17 protein-coding genes are annotated in these 22,411 nt (G+C 30.7%); 8 read left to right on the top strand and 9 right to left on the bottom strand.

Translation table 11 applies throughout. The features are described from left to right. Nucleotides 1–41 precede the first annotated feature (41 nt). From L0U72_RS07190 to L0U72_RS07180, 3 genes are all read left to right on the top strand, one after another. Nucleotides 42–878, top strand: a complete 837-nt coding sequence (locus L0U72_RS07190) for a helix-turn-helix domain-containing protein (RefSeq protein ID WP_233897385.1) — start codon at nt 42–44, stop codon at nt 876–878. A gap of 116 nt (nt 879–994) precedes the next feature. Then, a complete protein-coding gene (locus L0U72_RS07185) occupies nt 995–2,146 on the top strand; it encodes an iron-containing alcohol dehydrogenase (protein WP_101914710.1) in 1,152 nt (383 codons plus the stop codon). A gap of 162 nt (nt 2,147–2,308) precedes the next feature. Continuing rightward, complete coding sequence (locus tag L0U72_RS07180; RefSeq protein WP_233898764.1) at nt 2,309–3,661, top strand: UDP-N-acetylmuramate--L-alanine ligase; 1,353 nt, start codon at nt 2,309–2,311, stop codon at nt 3,659–3,661. Here L0U72_RS07180 and L0U72_RS07175 read toward each other — a convergent pair. From L0U72_RS07175 to trkA, 5 genes are all read right to left on the bottom strand, one after another. Then, nucleotides 3,658–4,734, bottom strand: coding sequence for a nucleotidyltransferase domain-containing protein (locus L0U72_RS07175; RefSeq protein WP_233898763.1), 1,077 nt, complete (start codon nt 4,732–4,734; stop codon nt 3,658–3,660). The genes L0U72_RS07180 and L0U72_RS07175 overlap by 4 nt on opposite strands. Beyond that, nucleotides 4,724–5,842, bottom strand: a complete 1,119-nt coding sequence (locus tag L0U72_RS07170) for a phosphoenolpyruvate carboxykinase (ATP) (protein WP_233898762.1) — start codon at nt 5,840–5,842, stop codon at nt 4,724–4,726. Before L0U72_RS07170 ends, L0U72_RS07175 begins: the two co-directional genes overlap by 11 nt. Nucleotides 5,843–5,845: 3 nt before the next feature. After that, nucleotides 5,846–7,888, bottom strand: a complete 2,043-nt coding sequence (locus L0U72_RS07165; RefSeq protein ID WP_233898761.1) for a T9SS type A sorting domain-containing protein — start codon at nt 7,886–7,888, stop codon at nt 5,846–5,848. 138 nt (nt 7,889–8,026) lie between these two features. Continuing rightward, a complete protein-coding gene (locus L0U72_RS07160; RefSeq protein WP_101916671.1) occupies nt 8,027–9,526 on the bottom strand; it encodes a TrkH family potassium uptake protein in 1,500 nt (499 codons plus the stop codon). After that, a complete protein-coding gene (trkA, locus tag L0U72_RS07155) occupies nt 9,526–10,872 on the bottom strand; it encodes a Trk system potassium transporter TrkA (RefSeq protein WP_101916670.1) in 1,347 nt (448 codons plus the stop codon). The genes L0U72_RS07160 and trkA overlap by 1 nt, the downstream gene beginning before the upstream one ends. A 142-nt stretch (nt 10,873–11,014) precedes the next feature. Between trkA and L0U72_RS07150 the strand changes: the two genes are divergently transcribed. The 3 genes from L0U72_RS07150 to L0U72_RS07140 are packed head-to-tail and all read left to right on the top strand — an operon-like array spanning nt 11,015 to nt 13,805. Continuing rightward, a complete protein-coding gene (locus tag L0U72_RS07150; protein ID WP_233897391.1) occupies nt 11,015–12,322 on the top strand; it encodes a polysaccharide deacetylase family protein in 1,308 nt (435 codons plus the stop codon). Nucleotides 12,323–12,363: 41 nt separating this feature from the next. Continuing rightward, the gene (locus L0U72_RS07145) at nt 12,364–13,050 is read left to right on the top strand and encodes a YjjG family noncanonical pyrimidine nucleotidase (RefSeq protein ID WP_233883553.1); all 687 of its coding nucleotides are present in this window, start codon (nt 12,364–12,366) and stop codon (nt 13,048–13,050) included. A gap of 56 nt (nt 13,051–13,106) precedes the next feature. Continuing rightward, nucleotides 13,107–13,805: a hypothetical protein gene (locus L0U72_RS07140; protein WP_101916667.1), complete on the top strand. Its 699-nt coding sequence runs from the start codon at nt 13,107–13,109 to the stop codon at nt 13,803–13,805. On the opposite strand, the gene L0U72_RS07135 is transcribed toward L0U72_RS07140, so the two are convergent. After that, nucleotides 13,802–15,073 (bottom strand): replication-associated recombination protein A, encoded by a 1,272-nt coding sequence (locus tag L0U72_RS07135; RefSeq protein ID WP_193699743.1) that lies wholly within the window; start codon nt 15,071–15,073, stop codon nt 13,802–13,804. The two genes, L0U72_RS07140 and L0U72_RS07135, sit on opposite strands and share 4 nt — an antisense overlap. A 76-nt stretch (nt 15,074–15,149) precedes the next feature. On the opposite strand from L0U72_RS07135, the gene L0U72_RS07130 reads away from it, so the two are divergent. Then, the gene (locus tag L0U72_RS07130) at nt 15,150–15,953 is read left to right on the top strand and encodes a rhomboid family intramembrane serine protease (RefSeq protein WP_233883552.1); all 804 of its coding nucleotides are present in this window, start codon (nt 15,150–15,152) and stop codon (nt 15,951–15,953) included. Nucleotides 15,954–16,020: 67 nt separating this feature from the next. Here L0U72_RS07130 and rlmB read toward each other — a convergent pair whose 3' ends face one another. The 3 genes from rlmB to L0U72_RS07115 all read right to left on the bottom strand — a co-directional run bounded on the left by rlmB (nt 16,021) and on the right by L0U72_RS07115 (nt 21,643). Further along, nucleotides 16,021–16,758 (bottom strand): 23S rRNA (guanosine(2251)-2'-O)-methyltransferase RlmB, encoded by a 738-nt coding sequence (gene rlmB, locus L0U72_RS07125; protein WP_233897395.1) that lies wholly within the window; start codon nt 16,756–16,758, stop codon nt 16,021–16,023. An 87-nt stretch (nt 16,759–16,845) separates the two neighbouring features. Then, nucleotides 16,846–18,393, bottom strand: a complete 1,548-nt coding sequence (locus L0U72_RS07120; protein WP_233898760.1) for a SusD/RagB family nutrient-binding outer membrane lipoprotein — start codon at nt 18,391–18,393, stop codon at nt 16,846–16,848. Nucleotides 18,394–18,403: 10 nt separating this feature from the next. After that, entirely contained in the window at nt 18,404–21,643 is a 3,240-nt protein-coding gene (locus L0U72_RS07115; protein ID WP_233898759.1) for a SusC/RagA family TonB-linked outer membrane protein, read from the bottom strand. Nucleotides 21,644–22,015: 372 nt separating this feature from the next. Here L0U72_RS07115 and rpsL point away from each other — a divergent pair, with 372 nt between their 5' ends. Further along, entirely contained in the window at nt 22,016–22,390 is a 375-nt protein-coding gene (rpsL, locus tag L0U72_RS07110; RefSeq protein WP_028887479.1) for a 30S ribosomal protein S12, read from the top strand. Nucleotides 22,391–22,411: the final 21 nt, after the last annotated feature.

Raw genomic sequence — 22,411 nt, 5'->3', positions numbered from 1 at the left:
TTTTAAATATAATAATATATTTGTCCTTTATTTTTAGAAATATGGCTATAGAAAACATTCCCGAAGCATATTTAGGTGCTACAATTACAAAACCTGAATTATTTGTTTATGATTTTAAAATGACAAATGATGTTATAAAAAGTAAGGTGAATTTAAGCATGAATATGTTTAGTTTTTTGCAAGTAGGTAAAAAACAGGTTCATTTTGCCGATACCGCTGTTTCTGTAAATAAAGAGCAGTCGTTACTTATAAAAAATGGTAATTGTTTGTGGACAGAATTATTAGATAATGAAGATATTTATTACTGTAAACTTCTTTTTTTTTCTGAAGATAAATTAAAGTGTTTTTTAGAAAAACATGCAACATTAACTAAAATTAAACCTGAAGAAATTTCTTATTTTGTTATTGAAAATGATGCGTATATTACTTGGTATTTAAATTCGCTAACAAGTATTACATTAACAAATACCGCTTTTAAAGATAAAATTCTTTCGGTTAAATTTGAAGAGATAATGCTCTATTTATTAGGTAAATATGGCGAAAAATTTGAAATTTACTTACATTCCTTAATAGCTAAAGAAAGTTCATCTTTTAAAAAAACGGTAGAAAGTAATGTGTATTCTAACTTAAAATTAGAAGAAATCGCCTTTTTATGCAACATGAGTTTATCTACCTTTAAACGTCATTTCACCTCAGAATACAACGTAACACCGGGAAAATGGTTGCAGGACAAGCGCTTGCAAAAAGCAAAAGAAGCCTTAGAAAACGGTAGTTTAAAAGCTTCTGATATTTATTTAGAGTACGGGTATAACAATTTATCTAATTTTAGTATTGCCTTTAAGAATAAATTTGGTGTAAACCCTAGAGATATTTATTAGATAAAAACTCGATAAAACAAACTTGGACTTTTTTCATAAGTAGTTGAACCATATTAGTAATTCTTTTTTGAAAGCGTCGCAGTAGTTTTGCATCATAATTATAAAACAACATTACGATGGCAAAATTTATTGTACCAAAAGAAATACATCACGGACTAGGAAGTCTTGAAAACATAAAAAACTTAAAAGGAAACAAAGCAGTTATCGTTATCGGTGGTAGTTCTGTAAAGAAAAATGGTTCTTTAGAAAGAACTCAAAAATTTCTTTCAGAAGCTTCAATAGAATCTTCAATATTTGAAGGAGTAGAGCCAGATCCATCAATTGATACAGTACTTAAAGGTGCGGCTTTTTTCACACAAGAACAACCAGATATTATTATCGGTTTAGGAGGGTGTTCGGCTATTGATGCAGCAAAAGCAATGTGGATTTATTATGAATATCCAGATTCAAAACTAGAAGAATTAGCAGCTCCTTTTGCTGTAAAACCTTTGCGTAATAAAGCAATTTTTGTAGCAATACCTTCAACAAGTGGAACAGGAACTGAGGTTACAGGACTTTCAGTAATTACTGATAGAGAAAAAGGAACAAAATACCCAATTGTATCGCACGAATTAACACCAGATGTTGCAATTATTGATGGTGAGCTTTGTGTAAGTATGCCAAAACATGTTACTGCAAACACAGGTTTAGACGTGTTAAGTCATGGGGTAGAGGCTTTTGCTTCAAATATTGCCGACAGGTATAATGACGCTTTAGCAAAAGAAGCTATTGATTTAGTATTTAAAACATTACCGACCGTTCTTGAGGAGCCACAAAACTTAGAAGCACGTCAAATAATGCATGATGCTTCTTGTATGGGAGGTATGGCGTTTACCAATGTTTGGTTAGGAATTGTACATTCAATGTCGCATCAATTAGGTGGTACTTTTGGTATTCCTCATGGATGTGCGAATGCTATTTTAATGCCAAATGTTGTTCGTTTCAACTCAAAAGTAACCGATAAATACGAAATTTTAGCTAAAATGTTAGGGAAATCTACTGCAGAAGATTTTGCACAAGATATTTCAACTTTACGTGAAACTGCTGGAGTTGTTGGTTCTTTAAAAGAATACGGAATTTCAAAAGAAGATTGGGAAGCTAAATTGGATACATTAACTGAAAATGCAATGAAAGATCCTTGTACGCTTTTTAACCCAAGAAAACCAAAATTCGAAGAAATTAAAGCCATTTATCAAGCATGTTATAATGGTGTAGCTGCTACGGTATAATAATAGTATTTTTAGTTTTTAGAGAAAAAAGGCTTCCAATTTTGGAAGCCTTTTTTACTGTTTTTTATGTATCCGAAGAAAATATTCTAATTATTTTTTATAAACAAACTAGTAAACCATTTTTATAGTTTATTATCTTTACATAAAATTTAGAATATTTAAATGAGAGTACATTTTATAGCTATCGGCGGAAGTGCAATGCATAATTTAGCAATTGCCCTACATCAAAAAGGAGACATCGTAACAGGAAGTGATGATACAATTCATAATCCATCTAAAACTCGTTTAGAAAAACACGGATTATTACCGAACGAATTTGGTTGGTTCTCTGAAAAGATAACCACTGATTTAGAGGCTATAATTTTAGGAATGCACGCTAAAAAAGACAATCCAGAATTGTTAAAAGCACAAGAATTAGGTGTTAAAATATATTCATATCCTGAATTTTTATATGAGCAATCTAAAGATAAAACGCGTGTCGTTATTGGTGGTTCTCACGGAAAAACAACCATTACTTCAATGATTTTACATGTGATGAATTATCATGAAAGAGAGGTTGATTATATGGTAGGAGCTCAGTTAGATGGCTTTGAAACCATGGTGCATTTAACCAAAGAAAATGAATTTATTGTTTTAGAAGGCGATGAATATTTAAGTTCGCCAATAGATATGCGTCCTAAATTCCATTTATACAAACCAAATATAGCCTTGTTAAGCGGAATTTCTTGGGATCATATTAACGTATTTCCAACTATTGAAAACTATAATGAGCAGTTTAAAATTTTTACAGATTCGCTTACCAACGGAGGAATGATGGTGTATAATGAGCAAGATACGGTTGTAAAAGATATCGTTGAAAACTCAACAAATGCTATTAAAATTTATCCGTATAAAACCCCTGAATATTTTATTGATAATGGAATTACGTATTTAGATTCTCCTGACGGTGATTTGCCTTTAGAAATTTTTGGAGAACATAATTTACAAAATATAGCAGGAGCAAAGTGGATTTGTCAGCACATGGGAATTGATGAAGATGAATTTTATGAAGCAATTGCTAGTTTTAAAGGAGCAAGTAAACGTTTAGAAAAAATTGCGGAAAATAAAAATTCGGTAATTTTCAAAGATTTTGCACACAGCCCAAGTAAAGTAAAAGCAACTACCAGGGCGGTAAAAAATCAATATAAAGAACGCAGTGTTTTAGCCTGTTTAGAATTGCACACCTATTCTAGCTTAAATGCAGAATTTTTAAAAGAGTATAAAGGCGCATTAGCTAAAGCTGATAAAGCCGTTGTATTTTATTCACCAGATGCGGTTAAAATTAAACAATTAGAAGCCGTTACTGAGCAACAAATAGCAACCGCTTTTGAGCGTGATGATTTAATTATTTATACAAATCCTACCGATTTCAAAGAATTTTTATTTAATCAAAATTTAGAAAACACTGCTTTACTATTAATGAGTTCAGGTAATTATGGAGGGTTAGATTTTGAAGCGGTTAAGGAGTTGATTTAATTCTGTTTAGATGTTTTAAGTTCTTTTATTCTATCGAATATATAAGTACGATATTCTTTTAGGTAAAATGCTCTTATAATAACAGATAACGTTTCTTTTGTCATAAAATAGGAAAGCCAAAAATTTTTATTTAAATTAAAAATTTTTGGCTTTTTAATTAATGAAACTTGCTTTTTCACAAATTTTTCAGCTTGTTTTGTTTTGGTATATTTTAAGGAAATAGGTGCATTAAAAAAATAACTACAACTAGCTATAAAATTGTTCAAATAATCCGCTTCAGAATGTTTAAAATTGCTGATTACTGTTTCTGTATCGGTAAATTTTGATAATAAATACACGTCATAAAAGTTTCTAAAAGCAATACTTTTTGTCCATTGTCCTCTATCATTAATTTGTTTATTAAAGCAGGTTAATAATAGTTGATTATTATATGATAGTATTGTAGTTGTATCCTTTAAAGTTTTTAAACTGTTTTTTACATCATTATAGGAAAATCCTTTTTCGTTACGAACCATTTTATAATGAACTTCAATAGCAGTTATTTTACCTTTTTTTGTTAACTTAGGATAGTGTCTATTTACAAGTGTATTATCTACAAAATTTTCAGATTTTTCACTGTATCCATTTTCTTTTAGAACACGTATTGCTTTTCTAAAATTGTTATTATTGACCAATATATCAGCATCACCAACCATTCGTTCGGCAATATCTTGGTACAAACCTTCTAATAAATTCCCTGTTCCTTTTAAGAAAATAGGCGTAATATTATTTGCTAATAATAGTGTGTTTATTTCTTTAGCTTCTTTAATTATTTGCTGATTTCTATCCCGATTTAAGTCAGTAATATATTTCATATATTCTACTAAATCTTCGGGTAAATAATGAAGGAAATCAGCACGTTTTAAGTTGCAATATAATGCAGGAAATACATAATGACCAGTAGTTATTTTAACAATATTATCCCAATTTATAGTATCGGATTTTAATTCTTTTTCAACTAAAATACGATTATCTTTTTCATGGGTAATCGTTAAACATTTTCCGATAAAAAATAACGTTTCTTTATAATTCATCATTAAAAATTTTATGCACGGTAGCAATCATTTTTTTGTTATCAGAATACGTAAGTTGATAACAAGGCAGTTTTTCAAACCAATTTAAAAATTTCTCCGCATTTTCAGCAATTGGCGATAGCCAAGAATCAGGAACTAATTGCTCAAAAGCATTTAAGTTTGATATTTCTGAAATCTGTAAATCACTATCTTTTTCATATTTGATAAAAATCAATGCTTTGCAAGGCAAATGTTGTTGATAATCGGTGTTGTTAGGAATTAAGTAACGTACAATTTTATGTAATCTTTCAAAATTATATTCTGCCGAAGTTTCCAATTCAGGATAAATAGGAAGTAGGGCAGGCAAGCTATTTTTTTTGATAGAAATCGCTGAAGGAAAACTATAAATATGCTTTTTTTCAGCATCAATTGGCACAAAATCGTCGGCTAAACAGGTAAAATAATTGGCTTGTAATAAGGCTAAAGACGTACTTTTACCGTTACCAGAATCACCTAAAAAAAGCATTGATTCCTTGCCGTTACTTATTGCGGATGCGTGAAAAACTCCCAGCCATTCTGCTTCTTCTTTTTGGTGGATATGTTCTACAATTTTCATAGAAAATTTCCCTTGAAAATAATGAACTTCGTTTAACTCCCAAGTATCAATAATGTTATTATCAATAGAAAAAGAAATGTGTTTTTCAGTGCTATAAACTTTGTAATGATGGCTTATTTCTGAAGGTTTATCTATTTCTAAATGTGCAAATTTTGGATGCACTAAATATTTTTCATAATCCGATAAATAGCTTACTTTAATGATAATAGTATTCATTTTGTAGTAATAATGATACTCAAATTTTTGAGGAACATCCAAAATAATATTATTTTTAAGATTGTTATCGTCTTTATTTTCAGAAAGTATATTGTTGGCTATTTCTTGAATAAAAGTAATTAGTTCTTGTTGAGGAACGGTTATTTTATCCGCTAAAGTATGGGCAATTTCTTTGTTTGAAAAATTATTATTTAAAAGCGTTATTATTTGTGCAACAACAGGTTCAACAACAATATATTGATTTTTATTTTGAAGCCATAAAATCCTTTTATCTTCGAGTTTTTTTTCTAAAATCATAATTTAATCAAATATAATTTTTTTGTTGATTTTTCCTAAATCAGTATGTAATTCGACAATATAAATCCCTTTTGCCATTTTTGGTATTTCAATAATGTTTGTTTGCGTGGCATTAAATTGTTTGTTGAGCATTTTTTTTCCTAAAATAGAAAATATTTTTAAAGATACTTTTTGTGTTTCTTGATTTTCTAGTCCTGTAATTATAAGGGTATTATTGGCTGATTTATAAATAGAAATTTTCTGTATTTTTTTCTGAATATTATTTTTTTCTAAATTATCAGTAGTGGTATGAATATAGAATCTTCCGCTAGATTTTGTGTTATTTTCTAAAATTAATGGATGTTTTTTAGTTGAAATATTCGTAAAAGTATTGTTGATTCTATCTTCTAAATAAATTTGAATATTTTCAGGAAAGTTTGTTTTATGAATCGAAAAAGTTATTTTTTGAGATTTTTTTGCGTTTAAACCAATAGGGATTATTAGTTCTTCAATTTTAGAAGTCGGCAATGTTTGTATGGCTAATTTTGGTTGATTTTTATGTTGTTTATTTTTGGTGATTAATTCGGTAAATACTTCAAAATTTGAAGATGTTGTGCCTCCAAATATTTTAGAATCATAGCCATTATCAAAGCCAGTTGTTTTGTTTTCGACATAGAAAACTTTTGTAGATTTTGTGTTTTTTTCATCTGTTACAAATAATTCAAAAGACGGGTTTTTTTGTGGTCTTTTAAAAGTATCTGTTGTTTGATGTTTTTGATTTGAAGCATCAAAAATAATATTTTCATTGCTTATTGCTTCCACAAAAAATGCTTGTCCTGGTGCGATTTCAATAGGATTATTGGCATTATACGTTTCATAATATGAGCCATTCCAAATCCAAATTGTTTGAGATTCAAGTACGTTTGTGTTGCTAAGTGCAAAGTTTTGAGAATTTATATATGCTGTAAATGGATTTCCGACTAAATTAAAATTATTTCGAGAACCTGTTGAAATTGGGTAAGAAACACTTGATGTATTTGCCCTTCCTGTAAAGGAGAAACTTTTAGGAGTTGTTAATTTTACAGACATTCCTTTTCCTGATAAAATATCATTATTGCTTGTTTTCGTGGCGTAAATCCAAGGAGTATTTCCATTATTACTAAAATTTGCAAGTCCGATATTCGTCTGTAATCCTGTTGCTAAAGGTTCATTTTGAATAATATTTTGAGTATTCTCTCCTAAAACAGGCGATGAAATTAAATGCCATTTAGTATCAGGAATCATTCTTTTATAGGTGATGTTACCTGTAACTTTATCTTTAGGGATAAAAGAAGCTCCTGAATGTAAGGTTAACGATTTAAAAGTTACCGCCGAATTTGCTGTTGGATACTTATTTAAATCAGCAGGAATAATAATATCGCTAGTAGCGGAAGGTACGGTATTTGAAAACCAATTAGAGAAAATATGCCAATCATTATTGGTATTTCCCGTCCATGTTGCTGTGCTTGGAGGCGTAGGAATACCAGTAAAAGAAGTATGTAAAAAAAACTGTCCAACACCATTGGTGTTTTTAGTAATTGTATGATTATGTGTACCTTTTGATAGATTGATAAATAAATTATTAACCCTATCTTCTAAGTATACTTCAAGGTTTTCTGGGAAGTTTTCAATTGTTGCTGAAAAAGTTATTTCTTGATTTGCACTGATAATTAATCCAATAGGAATTACCATTTTTTCATACGCTTGTGGTACTGTTTGAATGCCTAATTTTTTCCCATTTTTATCTGAAACTAATTGTGTATATAATGCAAAACTAAGTGCAACTCCTCCAAATAAAGAACCATCATATCCATTATCGAAATTTGTTGTTTTTCCTTGGGTATAATATATTCTGGTATTTCTTTCTGCGGTAGCTGTACTGATCTTTAAGCGTACGTTAGGACTGCTATTTATTGGTTTGGCAAGTGCAATATTTGAAGAGATAAAAATAAAAAAACAAAGAATAAATAAAGAAAAAGTATTATTTATATGTTTATATTTTAAAATAGTAAAAGAATCTGCATTCATTTTTAATTTTTTTAGCGATTATCTTGAAGCTAACAAATAAAGATAATTTATTGTTATAAACAAGAAAAACCCCGATAAAATTGGGGTTTTCTTATTTTATGATTTGTTTTTTATAAAATATAAAGATATTATGAAATATTAATTTTTACGCCAAAAGAAAGGAGTAAATAAAATAAGTACTGTAAAAAGTTCCAAACGACCTATGAGCATTAAAAAGGAACAAAACCATTTTGCACCGATTGATAAATGATTGAAATTATCAACAGGACTTACCGTACCGATTCCAGGGCCAATATTTCCTAACGAAGAGGCACAAGCTCCTAGGGCAGAATAAAAATCTAAACCAAAGAAAGTAAGTATAATTGTTCCTACAATAAAAATTAACATATACAATACAAAGAATGATAAAATGTTAAATACAATGGTTTGTTTTACCGCTTTTCCGTCATAACGAACGGGAATTATTGCATTCGGATGTAAGGTTCTTTTAAATTCTAAAAAACTACTTTTTAGTAAGATAATATGTCGTACAATTTTAACACCTCCAGAGGTAGAACCTGCTGAACCTCCCAAGAAAAATAGGGAAAAGAAAATTGCTGTAACAAAATAACTCCACATGGTAAAATCTGCGGTAACAAAACCTGTGGTGGTTACTACTGATATTACTGAGAATAAGGAATGTCGTATCGCGCTTTCAACTTTTCCGTACACCATCGGATGTGCTATCGAAGTATGTAACGATGGATCCTGATTAAAAATAATCATGATGGCTATAATTCCTGAAATACCTAATACTCCGAATAAATAATATTTAAATTCTTCACTTTGAATAACTTTTCGAACCTTTCCTTTTAAGGCAAAATAAGTAAGTACGAAATTGATACCTGCTAAAAACATGAAAAATATAATGATATATTGTATAAAAGGAGCGTTATTCCAATGAGCAACACTCGCATTTTTAGTAGAAAAACCACCTGTACTAATGGTTGCCATTGCATGATTTATCGCATCAAACCACCCCATGCCAGCAACTTTTAAAAGTAAAAATTCAGCAAGAGTAAGCAGTACATAAATTAACCATAAACGCTTTGCGGTATCGGTAATACGAGGGTGTAATTTATCTGCGGATGGACCTGGTGCTTCTGCCATAAATAATTGCATTCCTCCAATTCCTAATAAGGGTAAAATTGCAATAGTAAGCACGATGATTCCCATTCCACCAATCCAGTGGGTTGCACTTCGCCAAAAAAGAATTCCTTTTGGCATGGATTCGATATCAGTTAAAATAGAAGAACCTGTGGTAGAATATCCTGATATTGTTTCAAAAAAAGCATTGGTAACGCTCGGAATACTGCCCGATAATAAATAAGGTAACATACCTGTAAGTGTTAAAATAAGCCAGCCTAAACTTACGATTAAATACCCTTCTTTCTTTTTGATTTTTTTACTATCAGGTTTATTAAAAAAATAAAGTATTAAGCCTAATCCAACGGTAATAATACCTGCCGTGGCGATTCCCCATTTAGATGATTCATCATAATAAAAACTAAAAGGTAATGAAAACCACATAAATAATCCGTTAAGAACAGCGGTAATTCCTAAAAATCGATAAATTAATTTTAGATTAAATTTCTCCATTAGTTAAACAAATCTTCTACGATTGATACAGCTTCAGGCAAACAAAAAACAATAGCTTTATCGCCAGCTTTCAGTTGGAAATCACCAAAAGACATGTGTGGTTTTCCATCTCTAATAACGCCTCCAAAAACAGCTTCTCTAGGGAAACGTAATTCTTTAATTGGTTTTTGAGCTGCTTTTGCGCTATCGCGTACTTCAAACTCAAAAACTTCAGCATCAATATTATGTAGGTTTGCCAAGGCTAAAATTTCTCCTTTACGGATATGACGAAAAATATTACTCGCAGCAATTAATTTTTTATTGATAAGTGTATCAATACCAATAGTTTGTGAAATACTGATATAATCCATATTTTCAACTAAGGCAATTGTTTTTTTAACACCTTTAGATTTAGCGACCAAACAAGACATTATATTAGTTTCCGAATCGCCTGTTACGGCAATAAAAGCATCCATTCCTCGAATATTTTCATCTTCTAAAAGTTGTATATTTCTACCGTCGCCATGCACGACTAAGGTGTCAATTAAATCATCAGCAAGATTTAGTGCTTTTTCTTTTTTACGTTCAATGATTTTTACATTAAAGTTATCTTTGCAAAGGCTTCTTGAGGTTTTTCGCCCAATGCTACTACCGCCAAGAATCATTACATTTTTAATATTTACTTGTTCTTTACCGATAATAGGATATAAATCTGAAATACTATAACTTGGTACCGAAAAATAAACTTGGTCGTTTATTTTATAGATGGTATCACCACGAGGAATAATTGTTTGAGCAATACCTTCTCGTTTTATAGCGATGCTGATAAAATCAACATTACTAAATTTATCTTTAGCTTCTTTAACGGTTAGTCCTAATATTGGCGATTTATAACTAAGATTTGTTCCCATAATATTAAAAACACCATTTTCAAAAGCTACGGTATCGTTAAAGCACGATCTGTTTAAAAGGAGTTTTATTTCCTCGGCAGCTAATGCTTCTGGAGAAATCATAAAATCTACGCCAAAATCTTTAAAATTGATACTTTCGTTTTTTAAAAATTCAGGATTGTTAATTCTGGCGATTGTTTTTTTAGCTCCTAAAGCTTTCCCGATAACGGCAACTGTAAAATTGGTATTTTGGCTTTCGGTAACGGCTAATAATAAATCGGCAGATTCAATGCCAACTTCTTTTAATAAACTAATAGAAGCAGCATCTCCTTTTTTGGTAATAACATCTAAATGGTTGTTGATATGATCTAATTTTTCGCCATCAAAATCAATTACGTAGGTATCTTGCGATTCGTAAGAAAGGAGTTTAGCTAAATGAAAACCAACGTCTCCAGCCCCAGCTATAATAATTTTCATAAGTAAGAAATATTGTTTGCAAAGATACATTTGTATTTTGGCTTGTGCAAAAAATGAATTATATTTATCTGGAAATTAGTGATTAAAAAAAGTAGCTTTGCAAGTAGGTACTAATTTCTTTAAAAAGGCTTTTAATAAATTCATGATTTTAATTTATACTCCTAAAATTACGCCTCGTATTCGGTATGTTTTTAAACATATTTTTACGCGTATTTTACAGATTCCGATTCAATTTACGGGAAAAGTAGAAGAATTTGTGGCATATAATGGCGCTAAATTTACCTATACGAAAGTGGCTTTAGGAAGTGAGTTTTTCATTAAAAGTAATGATTTATTATTACAACAAGGCATTAAAGATTTTGATGTAGATGTTCAAAAATGGGACGGTATTCCTTGTTTTTTCGCTACGGATAGTTCTTCGGAAATTCCTTTTGATATTTTTGCGGCTACTTTTTATTTAATTTCGAGATATGAAGAGTATTTACCGTATGTAAAAGATGTTCATGGCAGGTTTTCAGCTAAAGAAAGCATTGCTTTTCAGCATAATTTTTTAGAAAAACCATTGGTTGATATTTGGGCATATAAATTTTTAGAAATCTTAAAAAATAGATTTCCAGCGTATGTGCATGCGACTCGAAAATATGAATATATTTCAATTATTGATGTCGATAATGCATTTGCTTATAAGCATAAAAGTTTTGTACGCACTATTGGTGGTTTTTTAAAGGATGCTTGGTATTTAAAAATTTTTATGATTTGGAATCGTCTAGCGGTTTTATTAAATTTGAAACCCGATCCTTTTAATACTTTTAATTCGATTATAGCGTTAAAAAAAAACTATGAGATAAGAACTATTTTTTTCTTTTTAGTAGGCGATTATACCACTTTTGATACGAATGTTTCTACTTCAAAGCGCAAATTTAAATTGCTGATAAAAGATATGGTTGATTATGCTCGAGTAGGCTTGCATTCGTCGTATTTTACGATGAATAATTCAGCGTTATTAAAAAAAGAGAAAGAACGTTTAGAGCATATTATTAATATGTCGATAAAGCGTTCTCGTCAGCATTATTTACGGATTTCGTTGCCAGAAACGTATCAAAATTTAATCGATTTAGAAATTGAAGAAGATTATTCAATGGGGTATGAAACGCATGTCGGTTTTCGTGCAAGTACCTGTACGCCTTTTTATTTTTATGATTTAGCGTTCGAGATTCAAACTCCCTTAAAAATATTTCCTGTTGCTTTGGTCGATACAACTTTGAATGATTATATGAAGCTCACACCCAAGCAATCTTTAGGTAAAATTAGAGATTTAAATAATGCTATAAAAGCTGTAAACGGTGTTTTTATTACTGTTTTTCACAATGAAAGTTTAAGTAATTATCAGCGTTGGAGAGGATGGAAGCGAGTATACAATGCGACATTGAAAATAGTTAAAAATGGATAATTTAAGTATAAAAAATAGCGGAAACAGCTAAAAATATAAAGATGAATATACAACATATTTTTTTTGATTTAGATCACACACTTTGGGATTTTGATAAAAACGCTGCTTTAGCTTTTCAGCAGATTTTTAGTGAACAAAATATCTCGTTAGAAGTGGGCTTTTTTTTAGAAGCTTATATGCCGATAAATTTAAAATATTGGAAGTTGTATCGAGAGGATAAAATATCAAGAGAATCTTTAAAAACTAACAGATTAAAAGATGCTTTTGATGCGTTAAATTATAATATTTCTCAGGATTTAATTGCAACTATTTCTGATAAATACATTGCTTATTTACCAACATATAATCATTTATTTGAAGGAACTATTGAAGTTTTAGACTATTTGAAACAAAAATATCATTTACATATAATTACCAATGGTTTTGATGAAGTTCAAAATTTAAAATTACAAAAATCGGGAATTGCTAGTTATTTTCAAGAAATTATAACCTCGCAAAGTATCGGATTAAAAAAGCCAAATCCTAAAGTTTTTGAATTTGCGTTGAATAAAGCAAATACGATACCGCAAAACGCTTTAATGATTGGCGATAGTTATGAAGCAGATATTTTAGGAGCTTTAAATTCAGGGATGTTAGCAATTCATTTTGCTAATGAACATCAGGAATATCAAAATAAAACAGGTGTTTTACGTATCTCAAATTTAATAGAACTAAAAACATATTTGTAATATTTCATCAGAAAAAAGCCTTTAAAAACAAAATAATTACTAATTAATAAAAAGAAATGAGAAAAATATTTTTCATGCTATGTCTGATAACTTCATCAGTATTTTCACAAAAAGAAGTAAATTCATATAAATATATTATCGTTGAAAAGAAGTTTGATTTTTTAAGAACAACAGATGAGTATCAAACAAGTTCATTAACAAAATTTTTGTTTAACAAATATGGTTTTACGGCATTTTTAGCTGATGAAAAATTACCAGATGATGTCGCAAAAAATAGATGTTTAGCATTAACAGCAACTATTGTAGATGATTCAGGATTGTTAACAACAAAAAATAAAGTAGCGTTGAAAGACTGTTCTAATACGCTTGTTTTTTTATCAAAAGAAGGAAAAAGTAGGGAGAAAAATTATAAAAAAGCATATCATCAGGCAATTCGAAATGCTTTTAAAAGTATTGAAGCACTCAAATATAAGTATGATTTCACAGATGAAATTGTCTTAAATACACAAATCGAGAAAAGTCCTCAGCAAGTTCAAACTGATGTTATTCGTCTGACGGCGACACCAGTTGTTGATGGTTTTAAACTTTTAAATACTTCGTCTGAAGTGATTTTGGAACTCTTAAAAACAGAACTTACAACTATTTTTATCTTAAAAAATAAAAAAGGAATTTTATATAAAACAAACACTACTTGGACGGCTGAATATTATCAAAATGGTCGTAAAATTCGTGAAAAATATCAGGTTAAATTTTAATACTGATATTTATCTTTCCAGCGTTTTTTAAGGATTTCTCTAAATTGATTTTCTCGAGGATTATTTCCTGGTTCGTAGAATTTGGTATTTTTTATTTCTTCGGGCAAAAACTCTTGATTTACAAAATTTCCTGAATAATTATGTGAATATTGATAGTCTTTTCCGTAATTCAAATCTTTCATTAATTTGGTTGGAGCATTTCTTAAATGCAACGGAATTGGTAAATCGCCTGTTGTTTTTACTAGGTTTTGAGCCTCGCCAATTGCCATATAAGAAGCGTTACTTTTAGCCGAATTTGCTAAATAAATAGCACATTGACTTAAAATAATTCGTGATTCTGGATAGCCAATTACCGAAACCGCTTGAAACGTATTATTTGCCATAATAAATGCTGTTGGATTGGCGTTTCCAATATCTTCAGAAGCTGCAATTAGCATTCTTCGGGCAATAAATTTGACATCTTCACCACCTTCAATCATTCTAGCGAGCCAATAAACTGCGCCATTTGGGTCGCTTCCTCGGATTGATTTTATAAAAGCCGAAACAATATCGTAATGTTGTTCACCAGTTTTGTCGTAGCGAACCGTGTTTTTTTGAATTTTTGATAAAACAAGTTCATTCGTAATCTCGATTTCTGTTTCAGGAGCAACTAATAATTCAAAAATATTTAAAAGTTTTCGAGCATCGCCACCAGATACTTGCAATAAAGCATCTGTTTCTTTTAAAATTATTTTTTTATCAGCAATAAAAGCATCTTTTTCGATGGCTCGATGTAACAATGCGATTAAATCATTTTTATCAAAAGAATTTAAAATATACACCTGACAGCGAGAAAGTAGGGCAGGAATTACTTCAAAACTTGGGTTTTCGGTGGTGGCGCCAATTAAGGTAATCCAGCCTTTTTCGACTGCTCCAAGTAAAGAATCTTGTTGTGATTTGCTAAAGCGATGAATTTCATCAATAAATAAAATAGGATTTTTTTGACTAAACAATCCGCCGCTTTTCTTCGCTTTTTCAATAATTTCACGCACATCTTTTACACCTGCGCTAATGGCGCTCAAAGTATAAAAAGGTCTCCCAGATTCGTTGGCAATAATATTGGCAAGTGTTGTTTTTCCAATTCCTGGAGGACCCCAAAGAATTAATGACGGAATAATTCCTTGCTTAATATGATTGGTTAAAATACCGTTTTCACCAACCAAATGTTGTTGACTTATATAATCTGATAAATGTTGTGGACGTATTCTTTCTGCCAAAGGTTGATTCATTTGGTAAAAATAGCAAAGATTTCTGACAGATGTTCCGAAATTTTTAGTTGGATTTATTTTTGATATTTTAGTAATTATGAAAACAGCTACTCAATTAAAATATTCGAACCGCATTTTTTTGTTGCCATTTATTTTTGTATTTTCTATTTGGATTATCTATTGGATAGAAATTACTTTTGGCTTCAATTTCAATAAATTTGGTATTTTACCAAGAGAACTAAGTGGTTTAAAAGGAATTTTGATGTCACCTTTTATCCATGGCGATACAGGGCATTTGTTTAATAATTCCGTGCCATTATTTGTGCTTTCGGCGAGTTTATTTTATTTTTATAGAGAAGTTGCTTTAAAAATATTGATTTTCGGTGGATTATTTACCGGTTTTTTAACGTGGAGTATTGCTCGTGAATCCTATCATATTGGGGCGAGTGGCGTTGTTTATTTATTGTTTAGTTTTGTGTTTTTTAGCGGAATTATAAAAAAACAGTATCGACTTGTCGCAGTTTCGTTAATTATGATATTTTTATACGGAAGTATGATTTGGTATGTGTTGCCAATTAAAGATGGTATTTCATGGGAAGGACATTTATCAGGGTTTATTACAGGGATTTTATTGGCGATTTTTTATCGAAAAAAAGGCGTAATTAAAGAAAAATTTGTGTTCTCTAAAACAGCTTTTGATGAATTGTTTGATGAAAATGGAAATTACGTTCCACCAGTAATTCAAGAAGAAATTGTATCAGAAGAAGATACTGAAAAAGAGAAAGAAGAGAAAGAAGATAAAAAAATAGAAATTAATATATCCGAAGAAAAAAAAGAAATAGAAAAATCATCAGAATTAAATTACAAGTATATTTATACAGAAAACAATCATAAATCATAAATAAAAAAATCCCGCAAAAAGCAGGATTTTAATTTTTATAATTCTCTAATAAATGTATTATCTCTTTTTATTGTCTTTGACGGATAGCTTCATAAAGAAAAACGCCACAAGCAACAGAAACATTTAAAGATTCTATTTCACCAAGTAATGGTAATTTAGCTTTATAATCTGCCATTTTTAATACAGAATTACTAACTCCTTTATGTTCAGAACCCATTATAATAGCAACTGGCTGATTAAAATCAACATCAAAAACAGAATCTTCTGTCTTTTCAGTAGCGGCAACTAATTTTATGTTTTCAGCCTGTAATTGAAACATTGCGTCTTTAATATGATCAACCTTACAAATAGGAATTTTAAAAGCAGCACCTGCTGATGTTTTAATCGTTTCTGCATTTACAGGAGCACTTCCACTTTTTTGAATGATAATTCCGTTTACACCCGTACACTCAGCAGTTCTAATAATTGCTCCAAAATTTCGAACATCAGATACTTGATCTAATAATAAGAACAATGGAATTTTATCAGATGCTAAAGTCGTTTCAATTAAGGTTTCTAAATCATGAAAATCAACAGGAGAAATTCTTGCAACCGCTCCTTGATGATTACTATGTTTAGATAATCTATCTAGTTTTTCTGTAGGAACAACACTGATGGAAATTTTATTTTTTCTTAATAATTTATCTAATTCAAAAAATAATTCTCCACGAAGTCCTTTCTGTAAATATACTTTGTTAATTGATGCTTCACTTTCAATCGCTTCAATTATTGCTCTAATACCAAAAATAGTAGTGTTTTCTTCCATACGGCAAAGGTAGTTGAATTTTTTTAACAAAAAAACGCTCTAATAAATTAGAGCGTTAATAAAATAAAATAAATCTAAAAAAAAGTGTTAATACTTATCCCAAAATAATTTTTGTTCCGTAGTATCGCCTCCAATTGCTGAAGAAGCATTTTTGTGATTACTTCCGTTTAACGTTTGTTCTACCACAGGATATGTGTATCGGTTTGGAAAACCAGAATAAGCATCCGTAGGAGTCGCTAATTTAGGAAAATCTAAAAGCCTGATTGATGTCCAAGCCTCTAATCCTCTGTTGTATAAAGCAATCCATTTTTGTGTACCAATTATTTCTTTCCAAGTTTTACTTGCTAAAAGTGTGTTATAATCTACGCTTGGTGCAGCTAAAAATGTAGTAGCATCTGCGGTAGAAAGTCCCCAATCTTCAAAAGAAGCGGTAATTGCCATATCATAATGACTCTTAGCAGTTCCTCCAACTGAAAAAGAACGAGCCGCAGCTTCCGCTAGTAAAAATTGTACTTCCGAATAATCAAAAATAACACCTTTGGTCGTTGCTGCTTTTATAACGTCAGCAACTTGTGTGTGTTTCTTGAAATTAGAAGAACTTCCAATTTCACCACCTAAATAAACAACTTGAGGTACCGTAAGATCAGCATCTACATTTGAAGAAAAATAGGAAGCCATTCTTGGATCTGTAAAAGTTACAGAACCTGGAACAACCGTTGCATTATCTTTTGAATCGATAACATCATCTTCATTCGAATCTGTTAAATATTCATAGGTTCTTGGTTGCATAATTTCGATGATTGTCTTTCCTGCAACAAAATCATTTCTTCCACTTAATACTAAGTTATCATGAATTGGATTGGTATTTGGATCAGCAGAATAATACGTAAAAGTTGCATTATCAGCATTGCTTGTAAAAACACCCGTAGCAACCGCAGATTCAATAGTCGATTTAGCCAATGTATTATCGACATCAGAAAGTAAAATCCCCATTCTTAATTTTAAAGAAGCTCCCAGTTTTTTCCACTTTGTTACATCTCCATTATAAATATTATCGGCAGCTCCATAACTCGATAAATTAGGATTTAACGTGTTAATTGCTGTTGTTAAACGTACAATCAAATCTTTGTAAACTGTTAATCCGTCATCATATTTAGGTAAAAGATTATCGATATCTAAAGCTTCCGTGTAAGGAACATCGCCAAACGTTTCCACTAATGAAGCGTATGCATACACGTTTAATATTTCAATAATTGCTAATTTATTCGACTTTAAAGCATTTAATTCATTCGTTGAATATGTGGTTGCTTTAATTGTCTTTTTTGCCTGATCTAAATCTTTTAAGACATCTTTATATAAAATGTCCCAATGATTTTTAGGAATACTACGTGTTAATTGATCGTAATTACTCTCGTCTGTATAAGTGGTTTCCTGTAAATATTGTGACCAAAGCTTTGTGTTATTATTATTGACATTTAAATCAACAATTTGATCGACTAAAGCTTTCTGTGCTCCAGAAAATAAACTTTCTCCTGGTACGTTTGCGGGATCTTTAATGTTCTTATTTAAGCTTTCTAAATTATCAGAACAAGAAGCAATAAATATTGCGGATACTAAAATTAATATTTTTTTCATTTTGTTGTCTTTAGAATTTTAATTTAAGGTTAAACCCAAAATTTCTTGTTGTTGGAAGTGAACCAGTAGAATATCCTTGTAAGTTACCAGATGATAAACCAGATTCTGGATCTGCGTGTGGTAAATTCTTATGGATTATCCATAGATTTGAACCAGAAAAACTAATAGAACCTCCTGTTAAAAAGGTATTGTTCATCATTTTATCCGTAAAGTTATAAGTTATTGCTACTTCTCTTAATTTTACGAAACTAGCATCATATACAAAAGCGGCATTTGGTAATCCTCTTCGGTATCCAAAAGCACCGTATCTATCAGTTCTAATACGCGTAGTATTGGTTGCACCATCAGAATTAACACCTGGATTAATCATACCTCCACCATCTGCAATAGAATTTCTTACAGGGTTGCCTAAATCATTTATAAAAGCAGTTTCAGCATTTACTCCTGTTGCTAATCCATACGATTGATCTAAAGAAAAAATACTTCCTCCTTTTTGAAAATCAACTAAGAAACTTAACGATACATTTTTATATTTAAAACTGTTCGAAATTCCCATTAACCAATCTGGGCTAGTATCCCCAATTATTTTATCAGAACTACTTGTTTTAACATATTCACCACTTTCGGCATCAACGACTTTTTTACCGTTCAAATAGGTGAAATCAGTTCCTTGAATAACACCATATGGTTGACCAACCGTAGCATTAATGGTTACACCTCCTTGAAAATCTCCTAATTGTAAGTTCGAAATACCTTCTGTTAATGAAATAACTTTACTTTCATTTTTAGACCAGTTTACATTGGCTTTCCAAGAAAAATTATCAGTTTTTATAGGCGTACCATTTATAGATACTTCTAATCCTTTATTTTCAATTTCTCCAGCATTTAATATTTTACTAGAGTATCCAGTAGCTGTTGATACAGGCACTCCTACAATTTGATCTATTGAATTATTTTTATAATAAGCAAGGTCAAAACCTAAACGATTTTGTAATACTTTCATTTCAAGACCAACTTCAATACTTTCAGTTCTTTCAGGTTTTAAATCTATATTTTTTTTGGTATTTCCTACTGATGTACTTGGTGTTCCAGGAGCAATATTTACTCTATAGGTATCATTTAAATAATCAAAAGGAGCACTGTTTCCTACCTCTGCGTAGTTTGCTCTTAATTTACCAAATGATAACCAATCTTGATTTAATAGTTTAGAAAATACAAAACTACCAGCAAATGAAGGATAGTAGAAAGTACTATTATCATTAGGTAAGGTAGAGGAGTGGTCTCTTCTTATAGTTGCATCAAAAAAGAACGTATTTTTGAATCCTAAAGAGGCACTTCCGTAAACTCCATCTACCCCAACTTTTTCATCTCTTTCAATAGGTAAAGGTAATGGACCAATACTGTTTTGTAAAGAATAAAGTTTAGGCACACTTAATCCACCAGCTGTAGAAGCATATATAGATTTAAATGTATTTCTTCGGATGTTTGTTCCTACAATGGCTTTTAAATTAAGGTCTTCGGTTAAATTTCTGTCTAAGTTAAACATGAAATCATAATTTGTTTCTGTATTAGAAATATTTTTTCTACCATAACCAGCATCAACATTACCTCTACTAACACCAAAAGCAGCAGGAACACTTCCGTTTGCTCTTCTTTCTTCTTGAATTTCGTTGTAAGTATCTGTTGATATTCTACCAGTAACATTTAACCAGTCGTTTATTTCATAATTTAAAGAGATATTTCCTACAAAACGATCTCTTGAATCATTTTGATAATTTTCGTATCGTTTCCAGTATGGATTATCCCAAAAGATAGGAGCAGAACCAGCGTCAGATGTTGCAGGATTCCAAGTTATGTTTCTTTTAGTTGAAAAATAGCTATCTTTTTGTTGTTGTAAATCTACATTTGTTTGTCCCCATTGCTTGAACATTGTTAAGATATTGTCATTATATCCAGTAGAGTTACGTCCTTTTGCTTTTGATTTGATGTAATTCGCATAGGCTGTTGCTGTAAATTTCTCTGTCATTTTAAGGTTACCGCTCATCGAAAAATTATGTTTTTTCTGAGAACTGTTAGGCATTAATCCTGTTTGATCAAACTGTGTATAGTTAATTCTAAAATTACCTTTTTCAGAAGATTGATCTAAAGAGATTGAATTTGTAATTGTGATAGGTGTTTCAAAAAACTCGATAGGCCCATTTTTAGGACTAACCCAAGGCGTTTTTTTCTTATAATTAGGAGAAGCAGGATCAAAAGAATCCCATTGGTATACTAATAATTTAGGATCAAAAGCAGCTCCATAAGAAGCGTCTTCCATATAAGGAGCTACTAAATCTTTTGTTCCATCACCATTAATATCTTCTAAAAGCCATTGACTACCAGGACCATCATAAAAAGGACCGTAACCAGCACCATATTTTGTTTGAAACTTTGTAAAAGTACTTTTGTCAATTTTACCAAAAGATGCACCAGAATTAATAGTTACTCCAATTCCTTTTGAATCTTTTCCTTTTTTAGTGGTAATCATAATAACACCATTGGCAGCTCTAGAACCGTATAATGCAGAAGCGGCAGCTCCTTTAAGAATGTTAATAGAAGCAATATCCTCAGGGTTAATATCTGAAGCAGGATTTCCATAATCATAATATCCACCAACTCCTTCAGCTTGGCTAGAAGCGTTTGAGCTTGAATTACCAATTGGCACACCATCAATAACAAATAAAGCTTGGTTATTTCCTGTAAGAGATGCATTTCCACGGATTACTACATTGGTAGATCCTCCCATGTTATTGTTCTTTCTAATTTGAATACCAGAGGCTTTCCCAGATAAAGCATTTACAAAATTTCCACTTTTATTGGTTGTTAATTCGTCTCCTTTTACTTCTTGAGTTGCGTATCCTAACGATTTTTTATCTCTAGAAATTCCCAAAGCAGTAACGACAACTTCATCAAGAATATTATCATTTTTCATAATAATATTAATGGTATTTGAAGATCCAATTATTTTTTGGATACTCTTCATACCGATAAAGCTAAAAACCAAAACATCACCAGTTTTAGTTTTGATAGTGTATTTACCATCAAAATTAGTTTCGGTACCTTGATTCGTTCCTTTTTTCAATACGGTAACTCCAGGTAAAGGACCTGATTCGTCAGATACTGTACCAGAAACCGTTTTTTCTTGAGCAAACGATATTTGCACAATCAACGCTAGTAGTAGCGTTAAAATTCCATTAAACGTTGTTTTCATTTTGTGTAAGTTTGAATTATCTTCTAAATATCCTGATTTTATGTTAAGTAGCCAAACTTTTCCTTAAAGTTTTCTTAAATAAATATTAATTTTGATGTTTATTGATACTTTTTAGTATCACATTTTTAACAGTAATAGCTCTTTTGGCTTGTTATTGTTATATTCATATTTTTTTAAAAAAATATGAATATGTAGTTTCTATATAATGTTATTATTGATTTGGTGTGTCAATATTTTATTTTCAGGAGATTAAAATAAATATTTTGTAAAACAACTTACTGATATTTGAATGTTTAGAAAAAAAAACGTAAGTTTGCACACTCTTTTAAAACAGAGTAATTTAAGTACAAATTAAAAACAAGCAATAATAGTATGCCAACTATTCAACAATTAGTTCGTAAAGGAAGAACCAAAATAACTAAGAAGAGTAAATCGGCTGCATTACAAGCTTGTCCTCAGAGACGTGGAGTTTGTACGCGTGTATATACCACTACACCTAAGAAACCTAACTCAGCAATGCGTAAGGTAGCAAGGGTAAGATTAACAAATGGTAACGAAATTAACGCGTATATCCCAGGTGAAGGACACAACTTGCAAGAGCACTCGATAGTATTAGTTAGAGGTGGAAGGGTAAAAGATTTGCCAGGTGTTAAGTATCACGTAGTACGTGGTGCGTTAGATACTGCAGGAGTTGAGGGTAGAACCCAACGTAGGTCTAAGTACGGAGCAAAACGCCCAAAGAAGTAAAATTAATCAACTAACTTTTTT

Origin of the sequence: Tenacibaculum piscium, assembly GCF_021390755.1 — a bacterium.
Lineage (GTDB): Bacteria > Bacteroidota > Bacteroidia > Flavobacteriales > Flavobacteriaceae > Polaribacter > Polaribacter piscius.
This window is presented reverse-complemented; position numbering and strand designations above follow the sequence as displayed.

What these genes read in the sequence shown, in the direction of transcription:
- L0U72_RS07190 (WP_233897385.1), top strand. Translation starts at nt 42, where the DNA reads ATGGCTATAGAAAACATTCCCGAAGCATATTTAGGTGCTACAATTACA.
- L0U72_RS07145 (WP_233883553.1), top strand. Translation starts at nt 12,364, where the DNA reads ATGAATATACAACATATTTTTTTTGATTTAGATCACACACTTTGGGAT.
- trkA (WP_101916670.1), bottom strand. Translation starts at nt 10,872, where the DNA reads ATGAAAATTATTATAGCTGGGGCTGGAGACGTTGGTTTTCATTTAGCT.
- L0U72_RS07130 (WP_233883552.1), top strand. Translation starts at nt 15,150, where the DNA reads ATGAAAACAGCTACTCAATTAAAATATTCGAACCGCATTTTTTTGTTG.
- rlmB (WP_233897395.1), bottom strand. Translation starts at nt 16,758, where the DNA reads ATGGAAGAAAACACTACTATTTTTGGTATTAGAGCAATAATTGAAGCG.
- L0U72_RS07185 (WP_101914710.1), top strand. Translation starts at nt 995, where the DNA reads ATGGCAAAATTTATTGTACCAAAAGAAATACATCACGGACTAGGAAGT.
- L0U72_RS07180 (WP_233898764.1), top strand. Translation starts at nt 2,309, where the DNA reads ATGAGAGTACATTTTATAGCTATCGGCGGAAGTGCAATGCATAATTTA.
- L0U72_RS07170 (WP_233898762.1), bottom strand. Translation starts at nt 5,842, where the DNA reads ATGATTTTAGAAAAAAAACTCGAAGATAAAAGGATTTTATGGCTTCAA.
- L0U72_RS07140 (WP_101916667.1), top strand. Translation starts at nt 13,107, where the DNA reads ATGAGAAAAATATTTTTCATGCTATGTCTGATAACTTCATCAGTATTT.
- L0U72_RS07165 (WP_233898761.1), bottom strand. Translation starts at nt 7,888, where the DNA reads ATGAATGCAGATTCTTTTACTATTTTAAAATATAAACATATAAATAAT.
- L0U72_RS07115 (WP_233898759.1), bottom strand. Translation starts at nt 21,643, where the DNA reads ATGAAAACAACGTTTAATGGAATTTTAACGCTACTACTAGCGTTGATT.
- L0U72_RS07135 (WP_193699743.1), bottom strand. Translation starts at nt 15,073, where the DNA reads ATGAATCAACCTTTGGCAGAAAGAATACGTCCACAACATTTATCAGAT.
- L0U72_RS07160 (WP_101916671.1), bottom strand. Translation starts at nt 9,526, where the DNA reads ATGGAGAAATTTAATCTAAAATTAATTTATCGATTTTTAGGAATTACC.
- L0U72_RS07150 (WP_233897391.1), top strand. Translation starts at nt 11,015, where the DNA reads ATGATTTTAATTTATACTCCTAAAATTACGCCTCGTATTCGGTATGTT.
- L0U72_RS07175 (WP_233898763.1), bottom strand. Translation starts at nt 4,734, where the DNA reads ATGAATTATAAAGAAACGTTATTTTTTATCGGAAAATGTTTAACGATT.
- L0U72_RS07120 (WP_233898760.1), bottom strand. Translation starts at nt 18,393, where the DNA reads ATGAAAAAAATATTAATTTTAGTATCCGCAATATTTATTGCTTCTTGT.
- rpsL (WP_028887479.1), top strand. Translation starts at nt 22,016, where the DNA reads ATGCCAACTATTCAACAATTAGTTCGTAAAGGAAGAACCAAAATAACT.